This window comes from Streptomyces sp. NPDC004609 (assembly GCF_042873655.1).
Lineage (GTDB): Bacteria > Actinomycetota > Actinomycetes > Streptomycetales > Streptomycetaceae > Streptomyces.
The window spans coordinates 37764-54345 of sequence record NZ_JBIALS010000033.1 but is presented as its reverse complement, the minus strand read 5'-3'; the positions used below and the strand labels follow the sequence as shown (position 1 = coordinate 54345).

Annotated in this window: 13 protein-coding genes and 1 tRNA gene; 4 read left to right on the top strand and 10 right to left on the bottom strand. The window is 70.7% G+C overall.

Translation table 11 applies throughout. The annotated features are described in order from the left end of the window. The first annotated feature begins 53 nt into the window (after positions 1 to 53). Positions 54 to 1040 carry an alpha/beta fold hydrolase gene (locus ACFYT4_RS27760; protein WP_389274620.1) on the top strand — a complete coding sequence of 329 codons (987 nt, stop codon included), beginning with the start codon at positions 54 to 56 and terminating at the stop codon, positions 1038 to 1040. Between the two features lie 433 nt (positions 1041 to 1473). Here the strand turns inward: ACFYT4_RS27760 and ACFYT4_RS27755 are convergent, their stop codons facing one another. The 3 genes from ACFYT4_RS27755 to ACFYT4_RS27745 form a co-directional block, all read right to left on the bottom strand. Then, a complete protein-coding gene (locus ACFYT4_RS27755; protein WP_389274617.1) occupies positions 1474 to 3585 on the bottom strand; it encodes a tetratricopeptide repeat protein in 2112 nt (703 codons plus the stop codon). A gap of 201 nt (positions 3586 to 3786) precedes the next feature. Then, positions 3787 to 3860, bottom strand: a tRNA-Met gene (locus tag ACFYT4_RS27750). 104 nt (positions 3861 to 3964) lie between these two features. Further along, on the bottom strand, positions 3965 to 6886 hold the full coding sequence (locus tag ACFYT4_RS27745; protein ID WP_389274712.1) for a UPF0182 family protein: 2922 nt from the start codon (positions 6884 to 6886) through the stop codon (positions 3965 to 3967). Positions 6887 to 7053: 167 nt separating this feature from the next. Between ACFYT4_RS27745 and ACFYT4_RS27740 the strand changes: the two genes are divergently transcribed. Next, a complete protein-coding gene (locus ACFYT4_RS27740) occupies positions 7054 to 7638 on the top strand; it encodes a PPA1309 family protein (RefSeq protein WP_389274614.1) in 585 nt (194 codons plus the stop codon). Positions 7639 to 7820: 182 nt separating this feature from the next. Here the strand turns inward: ACFYT4_RS27740 and ACFYT4_RS27735 are convergent, their stop codons facing one another. From ACFYT4_RS27735 to ACFYT4_RS27720, 4 genes are all read right to left on the bottom strand, one after another. Beyond that, positions 7821 to 8909, bottom strand: a complete 1089-nt coding sequence (locus tag ACFYT4_RS27735; protein ID WP_389274611.1) for a PDZ domain-containing protein — start codon at positions 8907 to 8909, stop codon at positions 7821 to 7823. Positions 8910 to 9026: 117 nt separating this feature from the next. Further along, the gene (locus ACFYT4_RS27730) at positions 9027 to 9200 is read right to left on the bottom strand and encodes a hypothetical protein (RefSeq protein ID WP_389274608.1); all 174 of its coding nucleotides are present in this window, start codon (positions 9198 to 9200) and stop codon (positions 9027 to 9029) included. 253 nt (positions 9201 to 9453) lie between these two features. Then, positions 9454 to 9912 carry a molybdenum cofactor biosynthesis protein MoaE gene (locus ACFYT4_RS27725; RefSeq protein ID WP_389274605.1) on the bottom strand — a complete coding sequence of 153 codons (459 nt, stop codon included), beginning with the start codon at positions 9910 to 9912 and terminating at the stop codon, positions 9454 to 9456. Positions 9913 to 9991: 79 nt separating this feature from the next. Continuing rightward, positions 9992 to 11119, bottom strand: coding sequence for an SDR family oxidoreductase (locus ACFYT4_RS27720; protein WP_389274602.1), 1128 nt, complete (start codon positions 11117 to 11119; stop codon positions 9992 to 9994). Positions 11120 to 11312: 193 nt separating this feature from the next. Between ACFYT4_RS27720 and ACFYT4_RS27715 the strand changes: the two genes are divergently transcribed. Then, positions 11313 to 12764 carry a zinc-dependent metalloprotease gene (locus tag ACFYT4_RS27715; RefSeq protein WP_389274599.1) on the top strand — a complete coding sequence of 484 codons (1452 nt, stop codon included), beginning with the start codon at positions 11313 to 11315 and terminating at the stop codon, positions 12762 to 12764. After that, positions 12761 to 13291, top strand: coding sequence for an NUDIX hydrolase (locus ACFYT4_RS27710; RefSeq protein ID WP_389274596.1), 531 nt, complete (start codon positions 12761 to 12763; stop codon positions 13289 to 13291). Before ACFYT4_RS27715 ends, ACFYT4_RS27710 begins: the two co-directional genes overlap by 4 nt. A gap of 80 nt (positions 13292 to 13371) precedes the next feature. Here the strand turns inward: ACFYT4_RS27710 and ACFYT4_RS27705 are convergent, their stop codons facing one another. The 3 genes from ACFYT4_RS27705 to ACFYT4_RS27695 are packed head-to-tail and all read right to left on the bottom strand — an operon-like array spanning position 13372 to position 16464. Beyond that, on the bottom strand, positions 13372 to 14112 hold the full coding sequence (locus tag ACFYT4_RS27705) for an AIM24 family protein (RefSeq protein WP_389274593.1): 741 nt from the start codon (positions 14110 to 14112) through the stop codon (positions 13372 to 13374). A 19-nt stretch (positions 14113 to 14131) separates the two neighbouring features. Then, a complete protein-coding gene (locus tag ACFYT4_RS27700) occupies positions 14132 to 14812 on the bottom strand; it encodes an AIM24 family protein (RefSeq protein WP_389274590.1) in 681 nt (226 codons plus the stop codon). A gap of 14 nt (positions 14813 to 14826) precedes the next feature. Beyond that, positions 14827 to 16464 carry a TerD family protein gene (locus tag ACFYT4_RS27695; protein ID WP_389274587.1) on the bottom strand — a complete coding sequence of 546 codons (1638 nt, stop codon included), beginning with the start codon at positions 16462 to 16464 and terminating at the stop codon, positions 14827 to 14829. Positions 16465 to 16582: the final 118 nt, after the last annotated feature.

The window sequence follows — 16582 nt, the reverse complement described above, 5'->3', positions numbered from 1 at the left end:
CCCCCCCCCGTACTCGGCACACCGGATCGATCCACCACAGCCTCGGAGGATTCATGTCGCAGCCAGCCCCGACCATGGATGTCACCCACCGTCTGGTCCCCTCACCCGCCGGGAGGATCCACCTGGTGGAGCAGGGTGCCGGTCCGCCGGTGCTGCTGGTGCACGGATTCCCTGAGTCCTGGTACTCCTGGCGTCATCAGCTGCCGGTGCTGGCCGCGGCCGGATACCGCGCGGTCGCCGTGGACGTACGCGGCTACGGGCGCTCCTCCAAGCCCGGGGACGTGTCCGCGTACCGGATGCTCGACCTGGTCGAGGACGCCGTCGCGGTGGTGCGCGCGCTCGGTGAGGAGAGCGCCGTGATCGTCGGACACGACTGGGGTTCGGCCATCGCCGCGAACGCGGCCCTCGTCAGGCCGGACGTCTTCCGGGCGGTGGGGCTGCTGAGCGTCCCGTACGCACCGCCCGGCGGGCCGCGGCCGAGCGAGATCTTCGCGCAGATGGGCGGGGACGAGGAGTTCTACGTCTCGTACTTCCAGGAACCCGGTCGCGCGGAAGCCGAGATCGAGCCCGATGTACGCGGCTGGCTGGCGGGCTTCTACGCGGCGTTCTCCGCCGACACCATGGCACCGGCCGGCGCCCCGGACCCGCACTTCGCCGCGCGCGGCGGGACGCTGCGTGACCGGTTCCCCGTCGGGCGGCTGCCCTCCTGGCTCTCCGAGGACGACCTCGATGTCTACGCCGGGGAGTTCGAGCGAACGGGCCTGAGCGGAGCGCTCAACCGCTACCGGAACATGGACCGGGACTGGGAGGATCTCGCCGACCACCACGGCAGGCCCGTCACTCAGCCGTCCCTGTTCCTCGGCGGAGCCCTGGACGCCTCCACCACGTGGCTGGCCGCGGCGATTGAGGCATACCCCACCACGCTGCCCGGCCTGGTCTCCTCGCACATCCTCGAAGGCTGCGGTCACTGGATTCAGCAGGAACGCCCCGAGGAGGTCAACCGGATCCTCACCGGCTGGCTCGCGTCCCTGCCCGCCTGAGCACCGCCCGGCGAACCCCCGGCCCGGGGGCCTGGGGCCCTGCGGTGCCTGCCAGGAGCCGGTCCCGGGCACGGCGGCCGGCACGGGCACGGCGGCTGCCATGACGAGGAGCGCGCCGACCGGCGACGGCTTCCGCGGAGCGCCCGAAGCAGGGGTGCACGTACACCGGCGGCCCAGCGGCCCACCCCGGCAGCGCCCTCGGCAACCGGCCGCGAGGGCGCGACCGCCCGGGTCGCCGCGGTGGCCCCGGCCGGGGCACGGCCCCGCGCCACGAGCGGCACACGACTCCGGCAGCACCGGGCGCCCGAGAGCACGGACCCGGGCGGGCAGCCTTACCCCGCCAGGGTCCGGGGGACCCGCGGGGTGGGCAGCCCACCCCCGGGTCCAAAGGGACCGCCGGCACAAACCCCCGCCGCACGCCCCGTCCCGCGCCTTACGCCGTGAGCTCCTGGTGCAGTGCCTCCCGCAGCCGCGCGGCGCGCTCCGCGACCTCCGCCGGCCCCAGCTCGACCGCCTGTGCGCACCACCGCTTGCCCTCGGTGAGCTCGCCCCGGCGCGCGGCGAGCAGCGCCAGCCGCAGCGCGGCTCTCCCGTGACCGGCCCGCGCCGCACGGGTCCACCACAGCGCGGCCTCGCGCTCGTTTCCCTCGCGGGCGAGCAGCAGCCCGAGGTTGAACGCGCCGTTCCGGCTGCCCGCCTCCGCCGCCTCACGGTACCAGCGGGCCGCGTCGGCGAGGTCCCCCCGGGCGGCGGCGAGCATTCCGACCCGTACCTGCGCACGGCGGTGCCCCTGCTCGGCGGCGCGCTCGTACCACTCCTCGCACTCGGTCTTCTCAGCCATCGGTTCCCCCAGGGCGGGCGGTCCCGGCGGCGGCTGGCGCGCGTCCAGCAGCGTCGCGAGCCGGAACGCGGCCTCGGGGCTGCCACCGCCCGCCGCGCAGCGCAGATGGCGCTCGGCGGTCCGCTCGTCGCCGTCCCTGAGCAGGGCGATGCCGACCTGGAGCGCGGCCTCCGTGTGCCCGGCCGCGGCGGCGCGCTCGTACCAGCTCAGGGCCGTACGGTCGTCGTCGCGGCCGACGTGGAGGATGCCCAGGTTGAACGCGGCGTCGACGCTTCCGGCCTCGGCGGCCTTGGAGAACCAGGGCTCGGCCCCCGTGGCGTCACCGGCCTGCAGCAGCAGCACCGCGAGCGCGTTCGCGGCCTCCCGGTGCCCGGCGTAGGCCGCGCGGCGGTACCACTGCTCGGCCTGTGCCGTACGGTCCTGGGCGGCGCAGAGCAGCCCGAGGTTGTAGGCGCCGTTCACATCGCCCGCGTCCATGGCGGCGCGGTACCAGCGCTCGGCGGTCTGCTGCTCACCGCGTGCGGCGTGCAGCGCGCCCAGCGCGTTGGCCGCGTTGCCGTCGCCCTCCTGGGCGGCGCGCAGCCACCAGACCGCCGCGCTCTCCTCGTCACCCGCGTCGCGCAGTAGGAAGCCGAGCGCGCAGGCGGCACGGGACTCGCCGTCCTTGGCGGACGTGAGATACCAGCGTCCGGCCTCCTTCAGATCGCCGCGCTTCTCCAGGATCGCGCCGAGGTGCAGCGCGGCACGCCGGTGCCCGCGGGCCGCGGCCTGCTGGTACCACTGGGCCGCCTCGTCCAGGGTGGAGAGCCTCAGTCCGGTCTGGCTGTCGGTCGCCCTGCCCGGTCCGTGACCGTCACCGCGGGCTCCGTCACCCGCGTCCGGCCGGTCGTCGGCGCTCTCGCCGGGGCCGGTGAGAGCGGGTGCTCCCGGCCGTCCGGGGAGGCCGGACGGGCCGAAACCCGAGGTGGGGCCGCGCACGGCCACCCCGCCCGGACGGTTCTCCTCCGCCGCGCGGGTCTCCAGCATCCTGGCGAGCCGGTACGCCGCCTCGCGGTGCCCCTGCTCGGCCGCGGCCCGCAGCCAGCGCTCGGCGCCCACGTCGCTGCGGTGCTCCAGCAGATCGGCCAGGGCGTACGCGCCCAGGGCGTGGCCCTGCTCGGCGGACTGGCGCAGCCAGTACTCGGCGGCGGGCTCGTCGCCGCGCTCGCGGAAGTGGCGCCCGAGCGCGTGTGCGGCGGCGGCGGACCCGGCGACGGCGGCGATGCGCCACCATCCGGCGGCCTCCTCCGCGTAACCGCGCTGGTGGAGCAGGACACCCAGATTGTTGGCGGCGGCGCGGTCGCCGTCGGCGGTCGCGGCACGCAGATACGGCTCGGCGCCGTCCAGGTCGCCGCGGCGCAGCAGCAGTGCGCCCAGCACGCTCATGGACGCGGTGTCGCCGCCGTCGGCCGCGCGACGGTGCCGCGCCTCAACCCCAGCGGTCTCCACAGCATCAACATTCGCACCGGCACCACCAGCAGCACCAGAGTCCGTACGCGAGCCGGTACCGGTGTTAGTACCAGTGGCCATGCCCACGATCGCCTCGGCGGTGACGTCGGCCGTACCGGCGGCGGCAGCATTCATCGCATCTGCTGCGTTACCGGCATGTCGCTGCACAAACCGCCCTGTCTCCAACAGAGTTGTCCTGTCCCCCATAAAGTCCATCGTCGCACCACCTGCAACCCGCTCACATCTGGTATACCGCAGCCAGTGAGGTCACTTCAGCGTTTTGTCGACATGCCCACAGAGAGATAAGTCAAACACCTACTCGCTCAACTCGCCCCCCACCGCGCACAGTTCCCGCCGCCGTACATACGCACGAAGAGGGCCCGGATCCTCAAAGGATCCGGGCCCTCTTCGATTCAGTAGCGGGGACAGGATTTGAACCTGCGACCTCTGGGTTATGAGCCCAGCGAGCTACCGAGCTGCTCCACCCCGCGTCGTTGTGTTCACACACTATCACGACGCGGGATGTTGCCTGCTCAACGCCACTGCGGCGGCCCGCTGCCGGGGCCCGCGCGGGGCCGCGGCAGCGGCTCGCCGGCTACGGCGAGGCCGACTGGGACGGTCTCGGCCTGCCCTGGGCCGCGGCGAGCCGGTCGAGCGCCGCGTCCAGCTTGTCCTGCGCCCTGCCGTACGCCTCGCGGTCCGTCGGGTCCTTCTTCAGCACCTCGGTGGACTCCTCGTACGCCTTCAGCACATCCTCGACGGCCGCCTTCACCGCCGCGTCTCCCGTCGCCGGCGGAGTCGTCGGCGGACTGGTGCCGTCACGCGGTGGCGGCGTCGTCTCCGGTGGCCGCTCCCCGGTCGTCGCGAAGGCCGCGTCGAGCGCCTCCGGCAGGCTGTCCTTGAAGACCGGTTTGCCTCCGCCGTAGGCGACGGCCACCTTCTTCAGCAGCGGATAGTTGGCGCTGCCACCCCGTGCGTACACCGGCTCGACGTACAGGAACCCGCCGTCCAAGGGGATCGTCAGCAGATTTCCGTACTCGATGTCCGAATCGGTACCTCTGAGGTCCCGCACAAACGTGGCGACTTCCGGCACACCGTTCAACTCGCTCTGCACCTGCGAGGGACCCTGGACGGTCCCGGTGACTCTCAGGAGTCTGATCGAGCCGTAGTCCTTGCTGTTGGCGTCGGCGTCCACCGCCATGAACGCGCCCAGGTTGGGGCGCCCCGCCGGGGTGAAGGTCGTCGTCAGCGAGAACTTCTGTTCCTTCTCGCCCGGCATCTTCAGGCTCAGGTAGTACGGCGGGACGACGCTGGTGCCCTTGTTCGTCGGGTCGTCCGGCACCTGCCAGGCGTCACTGCCGCTGTAGAACTGCTCGGGCTCGGTGACGTGGTACCGGGTCAGCAGCTCGCGCTGGACCTTGAACATGTCCTGCGGATAGCGCAGGTGGGACCTCAGCTCGGGACTGATGTCGTCCTTGGCCTTCACCGTGCCGGGGAACGCCTTCATCCAGGTCTTCAGGACCGGGTCCTCGGTGTCCCACTGGTAGAGCTTGACCGAGCCGTCGTACGCGTCGACGGTGGCCTTCACCGAGTTGCGGATGTAGTTGACCTGATTCTGCTGGGCGACGACCGCGCGCTGATTGGTGGTCAGCGAGTCGGTGGTGGTGTCGCCCAGCGTCGTCCGGGACGCGTACGGATAGCCGTTCGTCGTGGTGTACGCGTCCACGATCCACTGGATGCGGCCCTCGACCACCGCCGGGTAGGCGTCGCCGTCGATCGTCAGCCAGGGGGCCACGGCCTCGACGCGCTCCTTGGGGGTGCGGTTGTAGAGGATCTTCGAACCCTCGCCGACCGCTCCCGAGTACAGGATCTGCGGCTCACCGAACGCGACCGCGTACGCGGCCCGGTTCAGCGCGCTGGAGAGGCTGACCCCGCTCTTGCCCTGGTAGCTCGTGTACTTCGTGGGCCCGGTGCTGGCCTCGTAGTCCAGTTCCTTCTGCGGACCGCCGACGATCGAGTACTGCTGGGTCTTCTCGCCGTAGTAGATCCGCTGCTCGTACTTCTTGAGCTGGCCGGAAGTCGGCATTCCGGACTCGGTGAAGTCGGGCGATCCGACCGTCCCCTTGTTGGGGTCGGTGATCACACTGGTGCCCTTGGCCGCGATCGCGCCGTAGCCGTGGGTGTAGGTGAAGTGGTCGTTGATCCAGTTCCGCTTCGGGATGCCCTCGATGTCCAGCTCCCGCAGGCCGATCACCGTGTCCTGGGGCTTGCCGTCGGGGCCGGGGTAGCGGTCGACGTCCAGGGTCGCGGGGAACTGGTAGTACTTGCGCTCCTGCTGGAGCTGCTGGAAGGCCGGCGAGACGACGTTGGAGTCGACCACGCGATAGCTCGCCGCGGTCGTGGCGTCCGCGCGCTGCTGGGCCTTGCGGTTCGGGTCACCCCGGCCCGCGTAGTCCTCGGGGGTGGCCTTGTCGATGCCGTACGCCTTGCGCGTGGCATCGATGTTCTTCTGGATGTACGGGCTCTCCTTGGCCTGCTCGTTCGGCTGGACCTGGAACTTCTGCACGATGGCCGGGTACAGGCCGCCGATGAGGATCGCCGAGAGGACCATCAGGCCGAAGCCGATCACCGGCAGCTGCCAGGTGCGGCGCCAGAGCGTCGCGAAGAAGAGCAGGGCGCAGATGACCGCGATGCAGAACAGGATCGTCTTCGCCGGCAGATACGCGTTCGCGTCGACGTACCGCAGGCCCGTCCAGTTTCCGGTCGCCTTGAAGTCGCTGGACTTCACCGCGAGGCCGTACCGGTCGAGCCAGTACGCCACGGCCTTCAGCGAGACGAAGAGCCCGAGCAGCACCGACAGATGCCCGGTGGCGGCGGCGGTCGCCCGTGCGCCGGGGCTGGTGATACGCAGCCCGCCGTACAGATAGTGGGTCAGCGCGGCGGCGATCAGCGAGAGCACCGCGGCGGCGAAACCGAAGCCGAGCAGGAACCGGTACCAGGGCAGATCGAACGCGTAGAACGACACGTCCATCTGGAACTGGGGGTCCTTCTGACCGAAGGGCACCCCGTTGACCCACTGCAGCCAGGTCTTCCACTGGCCCGTGGCGGAGGCACCCGCGATCAGCCCGACCAGAGCGGTGATCGCGAGGAGCACCCACTTCTTGTACGGGGCGATACCCATCCGATAACGATCCAGGCTCTGCTGCTCCAGCGACATGGCGCTGAGCGGCGGGCGCAGCCGGTGCGCGAGCCAGATGTTCACCCCGACGGCAGTGGCCATCAGCAGACCGAAGACGGCGAACAGCCCGATCTTGGTCCACAGGGTGGTGGTGAACACCGACGAGTACTCGACGGAGCGGTACCAGAGCCAGTCGGTCCAGAACCCGGCGAACATCACGAACGCCATGGCCAGCACCGCCAGCACGCCCAGTGTCATGAGCAGGGTGCGGACGCGCCGGGACGGCCTACCCACTCTGATCCGTGGCCCGGTCGGGGGGCCTCCGCCGCGGTCCGGCATCTGGAAAGCCAACGTGCGCACCTCGAAGTTCGCGATCGTGTGACCGGTCGCACTCGTGTGGAACGGTCTTGTCAAGCGGGCCCCGCGATCGTAGAGCCCACTACTGCAACTTACTGAGGCTTTACCTAGTTCCCGTCCCGGGCCCGGAAGGAGGCAGGATATTGCCCATGTCCAACGAATCCCCCTCCACCCCCTCCGATCCGACCGCTCCGGGGTCGGGCCCGATCGCCGCGAGCCCGCTGACCCGGGCCGTTCTGGAGATCGACGAATACGCCTCGAAGCTGGGCTGGGACCAGCCCGCCAGGCTCTTCGCGCTCGTCGACACGGCTCAACTGCGGGCCCAGGAACCCGCTCTCGCCGCCCAGCTCGGCCTCGACGGCGACAGCGCGGCCTCACCGCTCACCCCGATCGAGCAGGACGAGATCCCTCCGGGCACCGCGCTCGACGACTTCCTCGGCACGATCGCCTGGCCGGACGCGGTGACCGGCTGCGCCCTGACCGTGGAGCGCCAGATGCTCCCCTCCTCGGCGGAGGCCACTGTTCCGGAGGACCTCGACGACGCGGCCCTCACCCAGTGGGTGAACTCCCATCCGGATCGCCAGGAGGTACGGATGACGGTGGCCGTCCTGCGGGACGGGACCCGTGAATCCGCGCTCCGGCTGCGTGAGAAGGACTCCCCGAGGGAGGTCCTGACGGGCTCGGACCTCGTTCCGGGGCTCGCGGAGGCGCTCTCGGCGACCTTCGAGGCGTAGCGGCTCAGCGCGGGAGTGGGGGCGGGTTCCGGGTGCCCGGTCGGTCCGGCGCCCGGTCGGTCCGGGCGCCGGAGGAGATGCCGGTCGGCCCGCAGGGTGCGGGCCGAGCGGGCACGGGGCCTGGAGTCTGGGGTCCGCGGGATCGCACGCGCCGGGTCCTGCGCGGTCGCGGACCCGCGGGCTCAGTTCTTCGAGCAGCTCGGGAGATCTGTGGTGTCACCCGACGTGATCTTCTCCAGTGACTTCGTCGCGTCCGCGATGGTGTTCACCTTCACCAGCTTCAGCCCGCTCGGCGTGTCCGATGCCGCCGCCGCGCAGTTGGCGCTCGGCGTCAGGAAGTACTCCGCTCCCGCGTCCCGCGCGCCCACCAGCTTCATCACGATTCCGCCGATCGGACCGACCTTGCCGTCGTCGTCGATCGTCCCGGTGCCCGCCACGAACTTGCCGCCCGTCAGATCGCCGGGCGTCAGCTTGTCCACGATGCCCAGCGCGAACATCAGCCCCGCACTGGGACCACCCACATCCGCGAGATTGATGTCGATGGTGAACGGGAACGTGTGATCGGTCCCCGCGCGGATCCCGATCATGGCCTTGTCCCCGGAGGGCGACTTTCCGGCGGTGATCGTGACCTGCTGGGTGGTGCTCGGCTCCTTGCCCGCCTTCTCCGCGGCGGCCGCGTCCTTCGCCGGGACGACCGTGAAGACGACCTGCTCGCCCGGCTTGTGCTTGGTCACCAGCTCGGGCACGTCGTCCGGTGTCCGGACCGGCGTGCCGTCCACGGCCTTGATGACATCGCCCGCGTGCAGCTTGTTCTGAGCCGGAGCGTTCTTGGAGACGGCGGCCACGACGACCCGCGACTGCACGGGGATCTTCAGTTCCTTCAGCGCGGCGACCTTCGCGCTCTCCTGCGACTGGGTGAACTCCTCCGCGTTCTCCTGCGTCGACTGCTCCTCCGTCTGCCCGTCCGGATAGAGCGTGTCGTGCGGAACGACCACGTTGTCGTGGGCCAGCCAGCCGTAGACCGCCTCGACGATATTCATCCGGTAGTCGGCCCCGGTGACCCTGACCGTCGTCATATTGAGATTGCCGGTCGTCGGATAGGTCTTGCGGCCGGAGATACGCAGAACAGGTTCGCCGCCGGCATCACCGAGGGTGTTGACCGTGGGACCGGGCGACATCTCCGAATAGTTCGTCGGGATGAGCAACCCGGCACAGAGCAGCACGACAAGAATCAGAGTCGATGCGAGCATCGTGGCGGTGCGGCGTGGCATGGAACGACAGTACGGGAAACAGCTGTCGGAGCACCGCCCGGGCCGGGCCGTACGTGGGTGCTCGGCAACCGGACACGGGAGCGCGCGGACGGGGCACGATCAGCGTTTCCCTGCCGTCTAAGGGGCCGCGTTGTTTCCGGAACCGGCCTTCTCCATGGCATCGCGGAACCGCGCGTAACCGGCCAGCTCGGCCACATCCCCGGTCGTCCGGTTCCGTGCGGCCCAGCCTCCCCATATCGCAGCACCGACGGCAGCGAAAAGCGGAATCAGCAACCAGGCGAGTGCTGCCATCGCGACCTCCCTACCCCATGAGCCGGCGCACCCCAGCAGCGCTCAGCTGAGTGATCAACAGATTAATCATCTGCCAGTTCAACGCTCATGGCAGGTGCACGGTTACGCAAATCGGGGCGCTTGGGTTGTCAACGGGTTTCAGCCCCGCCCCTCACCCTCAGGAGGGGCGCTGTACGCCAACCCGCCCACCCGTCACCCGACCGCCACCACCCCCGTCACCCGGCCGCCGCCGTCCGTCACCCGGAGCGGGCGCCTACGCTCCCACCCACTCCTCCGTTCCGTCCGAGAATCTCTGGTGCTTCCAGATGGGGACCTCGCGCTTGAGGTCGTCGATCAGCTTGCGGCACGCGTCGAACGCCTCACCCCGATGGGCGCAGGACACCGCCACGACCACCGCCAGATCGCCCACCGCCAATTCACCCACCCGGTGCACCGCCGCCAGCGCCCGCACCGGGAACTGTGCGACGACCTTCTCGGCCACCCGGCGCAGCTCGGCCTCGGCGCTCGGATGGCACGAATACCCGAGGGCGTCCACATCCGCGCCGCCGTCGTGGTTGCGCACGGTTCCCACGAAGAGCGCGGTTCCCCCCGCGGCGTCGTCGCCGACGGCCGCGAAGACCTCGTCCACTGAGAGCGGGGTGTCACGGATCGCGAGCAGCCGGACGGGGTCGTCCGCCGCCGAGTCACCGGGGTGATCGTGCCAGCTGGTCATGACCCTCATCGTGCCGTACGCCACTGACAACCGGAAACGGCCCGATCCGCCGGCCCTGCACGACCCCGCCCGGAGACCGCTACAGCCTGCGGCGCGCCTTGCGGGCCCGGCGCACCAGCGCCGCCGTACCGAGCAGGGCGACCGTCGCGCCCGCCGCGCCCGCCGCGGTGGCGTCCTTGCGCCCCAGACGGCGGCCCACGACCGTGTGGCGGCCTTCCACCTCTTCGAGCAGAGCGGCCAGGACCTCCTCGTTGGTCCACTGCGGACGCCAGCCCGCGTCGTGGAGACGGCTCACACTCACCACCCAGGGGTGCATCGTGTACGCGAGGTCTCCCGCCGGGGACGGCGTGAGGCCGATCCGGTGGAGGCGGGCCGCGGCGCCGAGGGCGACCGCCGAGGGCAGCTCCATCCGCCGGATGCCGCTCAGCTCCTCGATCTCCTCCTGCTCCAGCCAGCCGTCGCAGCCGACGGCCAGCTCGCCCTCGACCTTCTCCAGCGCCGCGTACTCCAGGGCGCTCACCAGGTCGTCGACATGGCAGAACTGCCAGGTGGGACGCGATCCGGCGACCACCAGCAGCCGCGGCGACTCGAAGTAGCGGGTGAGCGCGGTGTCGGTACCGCCCACCAGGACGGCCGGCCTCACCACCGTGACGTTGAGACCCGGGTGCGCCCGGGGGGCGCGGCGGCCGAGCCGCTCGATCTCCAGGAGGTCGCCGACACCGGTGGCCTCGGCGGTGGCCCTGAGCTCCGCGTCCTCGGAGAGAGGGATGTCATTGTCGGGCAGCGCCCCGTAGACCATGGCCGAGGTGCACAGGACGACCCGGGGCACCTGGGCCGCCGCGGCGGCCGTCAGCACGGTCTGGGTACCGCGTACGTTGTACGCGGTACGGGCGGCCGCATCCGTTTCCAGGTCGAGATCGAGCGCCAGGTGCACGACCACGTCCGCTCCGCGGAGCTTCTCCGCGATGGCCGGATCCCGTACATCGAGGATGTGCCACTGCGCGTCGGCGATCTCGCCGCGGCGCTCGTCGATCGCGACGACCTGCCTGACCTCCTCCGACGCGGCCAGCCGCCGGGTCAGCAGTTCGCCGACGCCCGTGGCGGCACCGGTGACCGCGACGACGGGTCCGCGTCCTGCGGGCCCTTCGCCGGGGGTCGGGGTTGAGCGGTTTCGCGCTCCGCGAACCTGCGGATCTGGGGAACTCACCGGGCGTCTCCAGCGGTTGTCTTCAGTACGTAAGCGAATGACGCGTACGGACCAGGTGGCGTCCATCCTGCCGCAGGCCACGAGCCGACGGAGCACCGAGCCCATATGCGGGCCGGGATGTCTACGCTGGGTGGTGTTGTCAGGGCATTCGCCGTCGGCCAGGAGTCGGCGGCCCTACGAGCCGAGGAACCCCGTGAGTGACACCCCATTCGGATTCGGCCTTCCGCCGGAGGAGCCGGAGCACGGCGACGAGGGCAAGAAGAAGGATCCCGCCGGCGGTGGCCACGGCGCCGGCGGCTCCTCCCCGCAGAACCCCTTCGGCTTCGGCCCGGGGGACGGCGGCGGGGACAATCCCTTCGCCGCCATGTTCGGTTCCCTGAACCCCAATGACCTGGGCGCCGCCTTCCAGCAGCTCGGCCAGATGCTGAGCTACGAGGGCGGCCCGGTGAACTGGGACATGGCCAAGCAGATCGCCCGCCAGACCGTCTCCCAGGGCACGGCGGACGGCACCAAGGACGAGAGCGTGAGCCCCACCGACCGTACGGCCGTCGAGGAGGCCCTGCGGCTCGCCGACGTCTGGCTGGACGGGGTGACCTCGCTCCCGTCCGGCGCGAGCACCGCGGTGGCGTGGAGCCGCGCCGAGTGGGTCGAAGGGACCCTCCCCGCGTGGAAGCAGCTGGTGGACCCGGTCGCCGAGCGGGTCGGTCAGGCCATGGGCGGTGTGCTGCCCGAGGAGATGCAGGCCATGGCGGGCCCGCTGATCGGCATGATGCGCTCCATGGGCGGTGCGATGTTCGGCCAGCAGATCGGGCAGGCCATGGGAGTGCTGGCGGGCGAGGTGGTCGGCTCGACCGACATCGGCCTGCCGCTCGGCCCGACCGGCAAGGCGGCGCTCCTCCCGCTGAACGTGGCGGTGCTCGGCAAGGACCTCGGTGTCCCCCGGGAGGAGGTGCGGCTGTATCTGGCGCTGCGCGAGGCGGCCCATCAGCGGCTCTTCGCCCATGTGCCGTGGCTGCGGTCGCATCTGTTCGGTGCGGTCGAGGGATATGCCAGGGGCATCAAGGTCGACACGACCAAGCTGGAGGACGTGGTCGGCCAGTTCGACCCCACCCACCCCGAGCAGCTTCAGGAAGCGCTCCAGCAGGGCATGTTCCAGCCGGAGGACACCCCGCAGCAGAAGGCCGCTCTCGCCCGGCTGGAGACGGCGCTCGCGCTGGTCGAGGGCTGGGTGGACGCGGTGGTCCACGAGGCCGCGTCCACCCGGCTGACCTCGGCCGGAGCGCTGCGCGAGACCCTGCGCAGGCGGCGCGCCTCCGGCGGCCCCGCCGAGCAGACCTTCGCCACCCTGATCGGTCTCCAGCTGCGTCCGCGCAGGCTGCGGGACGCCTCCCGGCTGTGGGCCTCGCTCACCGACGCGCGCGGCATGGACGGGCGGGACGCCCTGTGGGAGCACCCGGACATGCTGCCGACGGCCACCGACCTCGACGACCCGGACGGCTTCGTCCACCGCGAGCAGCTCGACTTCTCGGAGCTGGACAAAATGCTCGGCGAGGCGGCCTCCGGTGAGCCTGGCCGGGCGTCCGGGGACAGCGGCGCCCAGGGTGACGACGACGAGGACGGCGGCAAGGGCGGCTCCGGCCGGTGAGCCTGCACGACGACGCCACTCTCGTACTGAAGGGCTACGAGGGCCAGGAAGAGCTGCGGCAGCGGTATCTGGAGCACCTGGACACGCACCCGGACGGCATATGGAAGGCGTGCGAGGCCGGGCACATCACGGCGAGCGCCCTGGTGATCGCCCCGGAGCGCGGCCGGGTGCTGCTGACGCTGCACAAAAAGCTCGGCATGTGGCTCCAAATGGGTGGTCACTGCGAGCCGGGGGACCCGACGCTCGCGGCGGCCGCGCTGCGCGAGGCCACGGAGGAGTCCGGAATCGAGGGGCTGACGCTGCTGCCGCCGGGAGCGCCCGGCCCGGTGCGCCTGGACCGGCACGCGATTCCGGCGCCCTGCCACTGGCATCTGGATGTGCAGTACGCGGCGCTCGCCCCGGCCGGTGCCGTGGAGCGGATCAGCGCCGAGTCCCTGGATCTGCGCTGGTTCGCGTACGACGAGGTGCCGGACGTGGCCGACGAGTCGGTCGTACGGCTACTGGAGCGCGCCCGCGCGTCGCTCTAGCGGCGGGTTCCGGCTCGGAAAGTGGTTACGGGTAGGGGGCGCCCCCGGGAGGGACGCCCCTTACCCGTGCTCCGGAAGGATCAGCTCCAGGCGTTGTTGCGGTTCTGGCCGTCCGCGCCGAACTGACCGCGCAGGCCGCCGCCGATCTGGGCGTTCTGCGGCGGCATGACCTCGCTGGGCTGCACCAGCGCGAAGCCCTGGCCGAGGAAGCTGAGCTCCCAGCCCTCGCCGGTGTTGCCGCGCCGTCTCGTGATGCTCGTCGACTGGGTCTGCGCCTGCATCTGCACCCGTAGCTGGGTCGACCAGGCCACAACGGCGTCGGCGTCGACGTTGACGTACTTCTCCGGGGTGACCGACAGCATCAGCGGCTGGCCCGAGGTCATCAGCGCGACCTTGCCCTGCCCGGTGATGTTGAGCTGGTACTTCCCGGAACCGGAAATGCCGTACTCGCTGTCCACGGCGAGGATCTCGGTGTGCAGCCCCGAGTCGAGCGCCAGGACGAAGGAACTGTCGACGGTCATGCCGTCCCTGTCGACATCCACGATGTGGATGTACTGCGCGAGGTTGGCGAGATAGACGGTGCCCTGTCCGGAACAGCGCATCAGTTCCAGGCTCTCACCAGTGACCTGGCCCCGCCGTCGCTGGTTCGGCGACTGGTACTCGCCGTCGAAGTCGACCAGCCCCTGGAAGGCGACCATCGCGCCCTTGCGGGCCAGTACGTCGTCGCTGCCGTTGAGCGCGACCCGCAGCAGCTGCGGGTTCTGGATGGCGTACCGCTCCTGGGACTGCTGTTCCCCATAGGTGAAAAGTGGGCTCTGCATGGTGTGTTCTCGCTCCCCCTCAGCCCCGGATCCGCAGGCGGTCGGTGCTGTCCTCACTCGGCTGTACGACGACGATGCCCTGGCCCGAGAAGGCCATCTGGTACGCCTCGCCGCTGCCGCGACCGAGCAGGGCGCCCGCCTTGAAGCTGCGCTTGCCCTTCACCTTCAGATGCGGCGACCAGGCGACCAGGGCGTCAGGGTCGACAAAGGTCTCGTCCTGGCCCCGGCCGCAGTCGACGACGATCGGCGTTCCGCGAGAGGTCAGGGCGATCCAGCCGGTGCCCGCGATCTCCACGTTCCACAGGCCCTGTCCGGCGAGCTTGGCCATGCCCTTGACCTTTTCGACGCTCCACTGGAGGTGGGCGTCGAAGGCGAGCACATTGGTGCCGTTGACGGAGATCGAGTCGTTGCTGAGGTTGATGACCACGACATCGGCGCCGTAGTCGGCGAGATAGAGCAGTCCGTCGCCGGAGCACTTCATGAGCGGGCTGCCCTCACCGGTCACCCACTGGGCGGCGGCCTGGCGGGCGGCCGGCGGATCGGCCTCGTACTGGATGAAGCCTTCGTAGGCGACCATCGAGCCGCTGCGTGCGTAGAGGTCCTGGCCGGAGGCCATGGCGACCTTGAGCATGGTGCGGCCGTGGTTCTCCATCCGGGCCGCCATGGGGGTCGGGGCGTAGCCCGCGAGTTGCTGGTTCATGTGTCCGGGCTCCCTCAGACCTCGTAGGGCTGAACGACGACGAAGTTGCCGGGAGCTCCCCGGAACTGGAGGTTCACGGTCTCCCCGCTGTGTCCGGGGTAGGCGTTGCGGCGCAGCCGGACCTGGGTGGCGAGGACGACCTGGGCCGCGGACGACCAGGCGACGACGGCGTTGCAGTCGGCGAAGGTCGTCGGTGTGACCGGCAGGACGACCGGGGTGCCGTGCGTCTTCACGACGACGGTGCCGGTGCCCTGGAACTGCATGGTGAACAGCGCGCCGCCGGGAATGCCGTGCCCCTCGATGCGGCGGACCTCGTACTGGAGGGTCTCGTCGAACGCCAGGACGTTCTCCGCGGAGACGCAGATGCCGTCGCCCTGGAGCTCGATGGGATGCAGATGGGCGGCGTCCTCGGCGAGGAAGATCTGGCCCCGGCCGGTACAGCGCATCAGCTGCATCTCCTGGCCGGTGGCGTTGCCGATTTTACGGCCGACAAAACCCGCGCCCTTGTGGCTGAAGTCGACTTTGCCCTGGTACATGACCATGCTGCCCTGACGGGCGAGGACACCGGTGCCGCCCATGGCGACGTCGACGCGCATGAGCTGCTGGTTCTGCGGGGTCCAGCGCTGGCCCGTGGGGGTCTCGTTGTACGGCTGGAGGGCTGCCTGGAGACCGGCGCCGGTGGCCGGGACGCCCTGCGGAACTCCCTGGGGCTGTCCGTACGGCGCCGGGGCCGGCTGGCCGAACTGAGCGGGTGCTCCAGGCGGCGGCGCCATGCCCGGCATCTGTCCCGGGACCTGGCCGAACTGCGGCTGCTGGGGCTGGGGCGGCTGTCCGTACGGGGCGGGCGCGGGCGGCGGCACGGTGCCCTGCGGGGGCATCGGGGCAGCGGGCGCCGGTGTCCCGTACATCTGCGGATTCGGCTGCGGCGGCGCGGGGGCCGGCGGTGCCGGGGCGTGCGCCGCGGGCGCCATGGGCTGTGCGGGCGCCCCGAACGACGGCGCGGGCTGCGGCGCCTGGGGCGCCGGCGCCGCGGGCGGTGCTCCGAACGCGGGAGGCGCGGCGGCCTGGGCGGGCGGCGCGAAGCCCGGTGCGGCGCCCTGCGGCTGCTGGGCGTCCGGCTGCTCCTCGGCGACTTCGCCGCCGAAGTTCTTCAGCAGCGCGTCCAGTCCGCCGTCGAATCCCTGGCCGATGGCGGCGAACCGCCACACGTCCTTCAGATAGAAGTCGCCCAGCATCACGGCGCGCTCGGTGGTGAACTCCGCGCCGGTGAACGCGTAGCGCACAACCTCCTCACCACCGGCGACGATACGGATGTACCCGGGGCCGACCTGGGACATCTGCCCGGCGCCGTCGATGGTGGCGGTGAAGGACAGCTTGTGGATGTTCGCCGGAATGCGGTCGAGGGTGACGCGGAAGGACTCGGTGTCGCCGGACTGCGCGCCGAGCAGCTGGACGGACTCCTCGGGCGACTTGGGCTGGTTGAAGAAGATGAAGTACCGGTCGTCCGACAGCTGCTCGTTGGCGTCGAGTCCGAAGCAGCTGATGTCGAAGCTCAGCCCGGGAGCCGCGATCTGGACACCTACGTACAGATCCGTTCCCGGAGTGAGATCACTGATCTTGGCCTTGTGGCCGCGTTGGAATTCCCTGGCCATACGTAACGACCGTCCCCCATCCCGAATGATGATTGCGTCGCGTCAGGCTAACGGCTGAGCCATGCATTGAGCCAAGGTCGGACAGCGGCCGGGACAGATTCGGTACAGGCCGGTCGGC

What these genes read in the sequence shown, in the direction of transcription:
- ACFYT4_RS27725 (WP_389274605.1), bottom strand. Translation starts at nt 9,912, where the DNA reads ATGACCAGCTGGCACGATCACCCCGGTGACTCGGCGGCGGACGACCCC.
- ACFYT4_RS27730 (WP_389274608.1), bottom strand. Translation starts at nt 9,200, where the DNA reads ATGGCAGCACTCGCCTGGTTGCTGATTCCGCTTTTCGCTGCCGTCGGT.
- ACFYT4_RS27735 (WP_389274611.1), bottom strand. Translation starts at nt 8,909, where the DNA reads ATGCCACGCCGCACCGCCACGATGCTCGCATCGACTCTGATTCTTGTC.
- ACFYT4_RS27700 (WP_389274590.1), bottom strand. Translation starts at nt 14,812, where the DNA reads ATGAACCAGCAACTCGCGGGCTACGCCCCGACCCCCATGGCGGCCCGG.
- ACFYT4_RS27755 (WP_389274617.1), bottom strand. Translation starts at nt 3,585, where the DNA reads ATGGACTTTATGGGGGACAGGACAACTCTGTTGGAGACAGGGCGGTTT.
- ACFYT4_RS27745 (WP_389274712.1), bottom strand. Translation starts at nt 6,886, where the DNA reads ATGCCGGACCGCGGCGGAGGCCCCCCGACCGGGCCACGGATCAGAGTG.
- ACFYT4_RS27740 (WP_389274614.1), top strand. Translation starts at nt 7,054, where the DNA reads ATGTCCAACGAATCCCCCTCCACCCCCTCCGATCCGACCGCTCCGGGG.
- ACFYT4_RS27760 (WP_389274620.1), top strand. Translation starts at nt 54, where the DNA reads ATGTCGCAGCCAGCCCCGACCATGGATGTCACCCACCGTCTGGTCCCC.
- ACFYT4_RS27695 (WP_389274587.1), bottom strand. Translation starts at nt 16,464, where the DNA reads ATGGCCAGGGAATTCCAACGCGGCCACAAGGCCAAGATCAGTGATCTC.
- ACFYT4_RS27705 (WP_389274593.1), bottom strand. Translation starts at nt 14,112, where the DNA reads ATGCAGAGCCCACTTTTCACCTATGGGGAACAGCAGTCCCAGGAGCGG.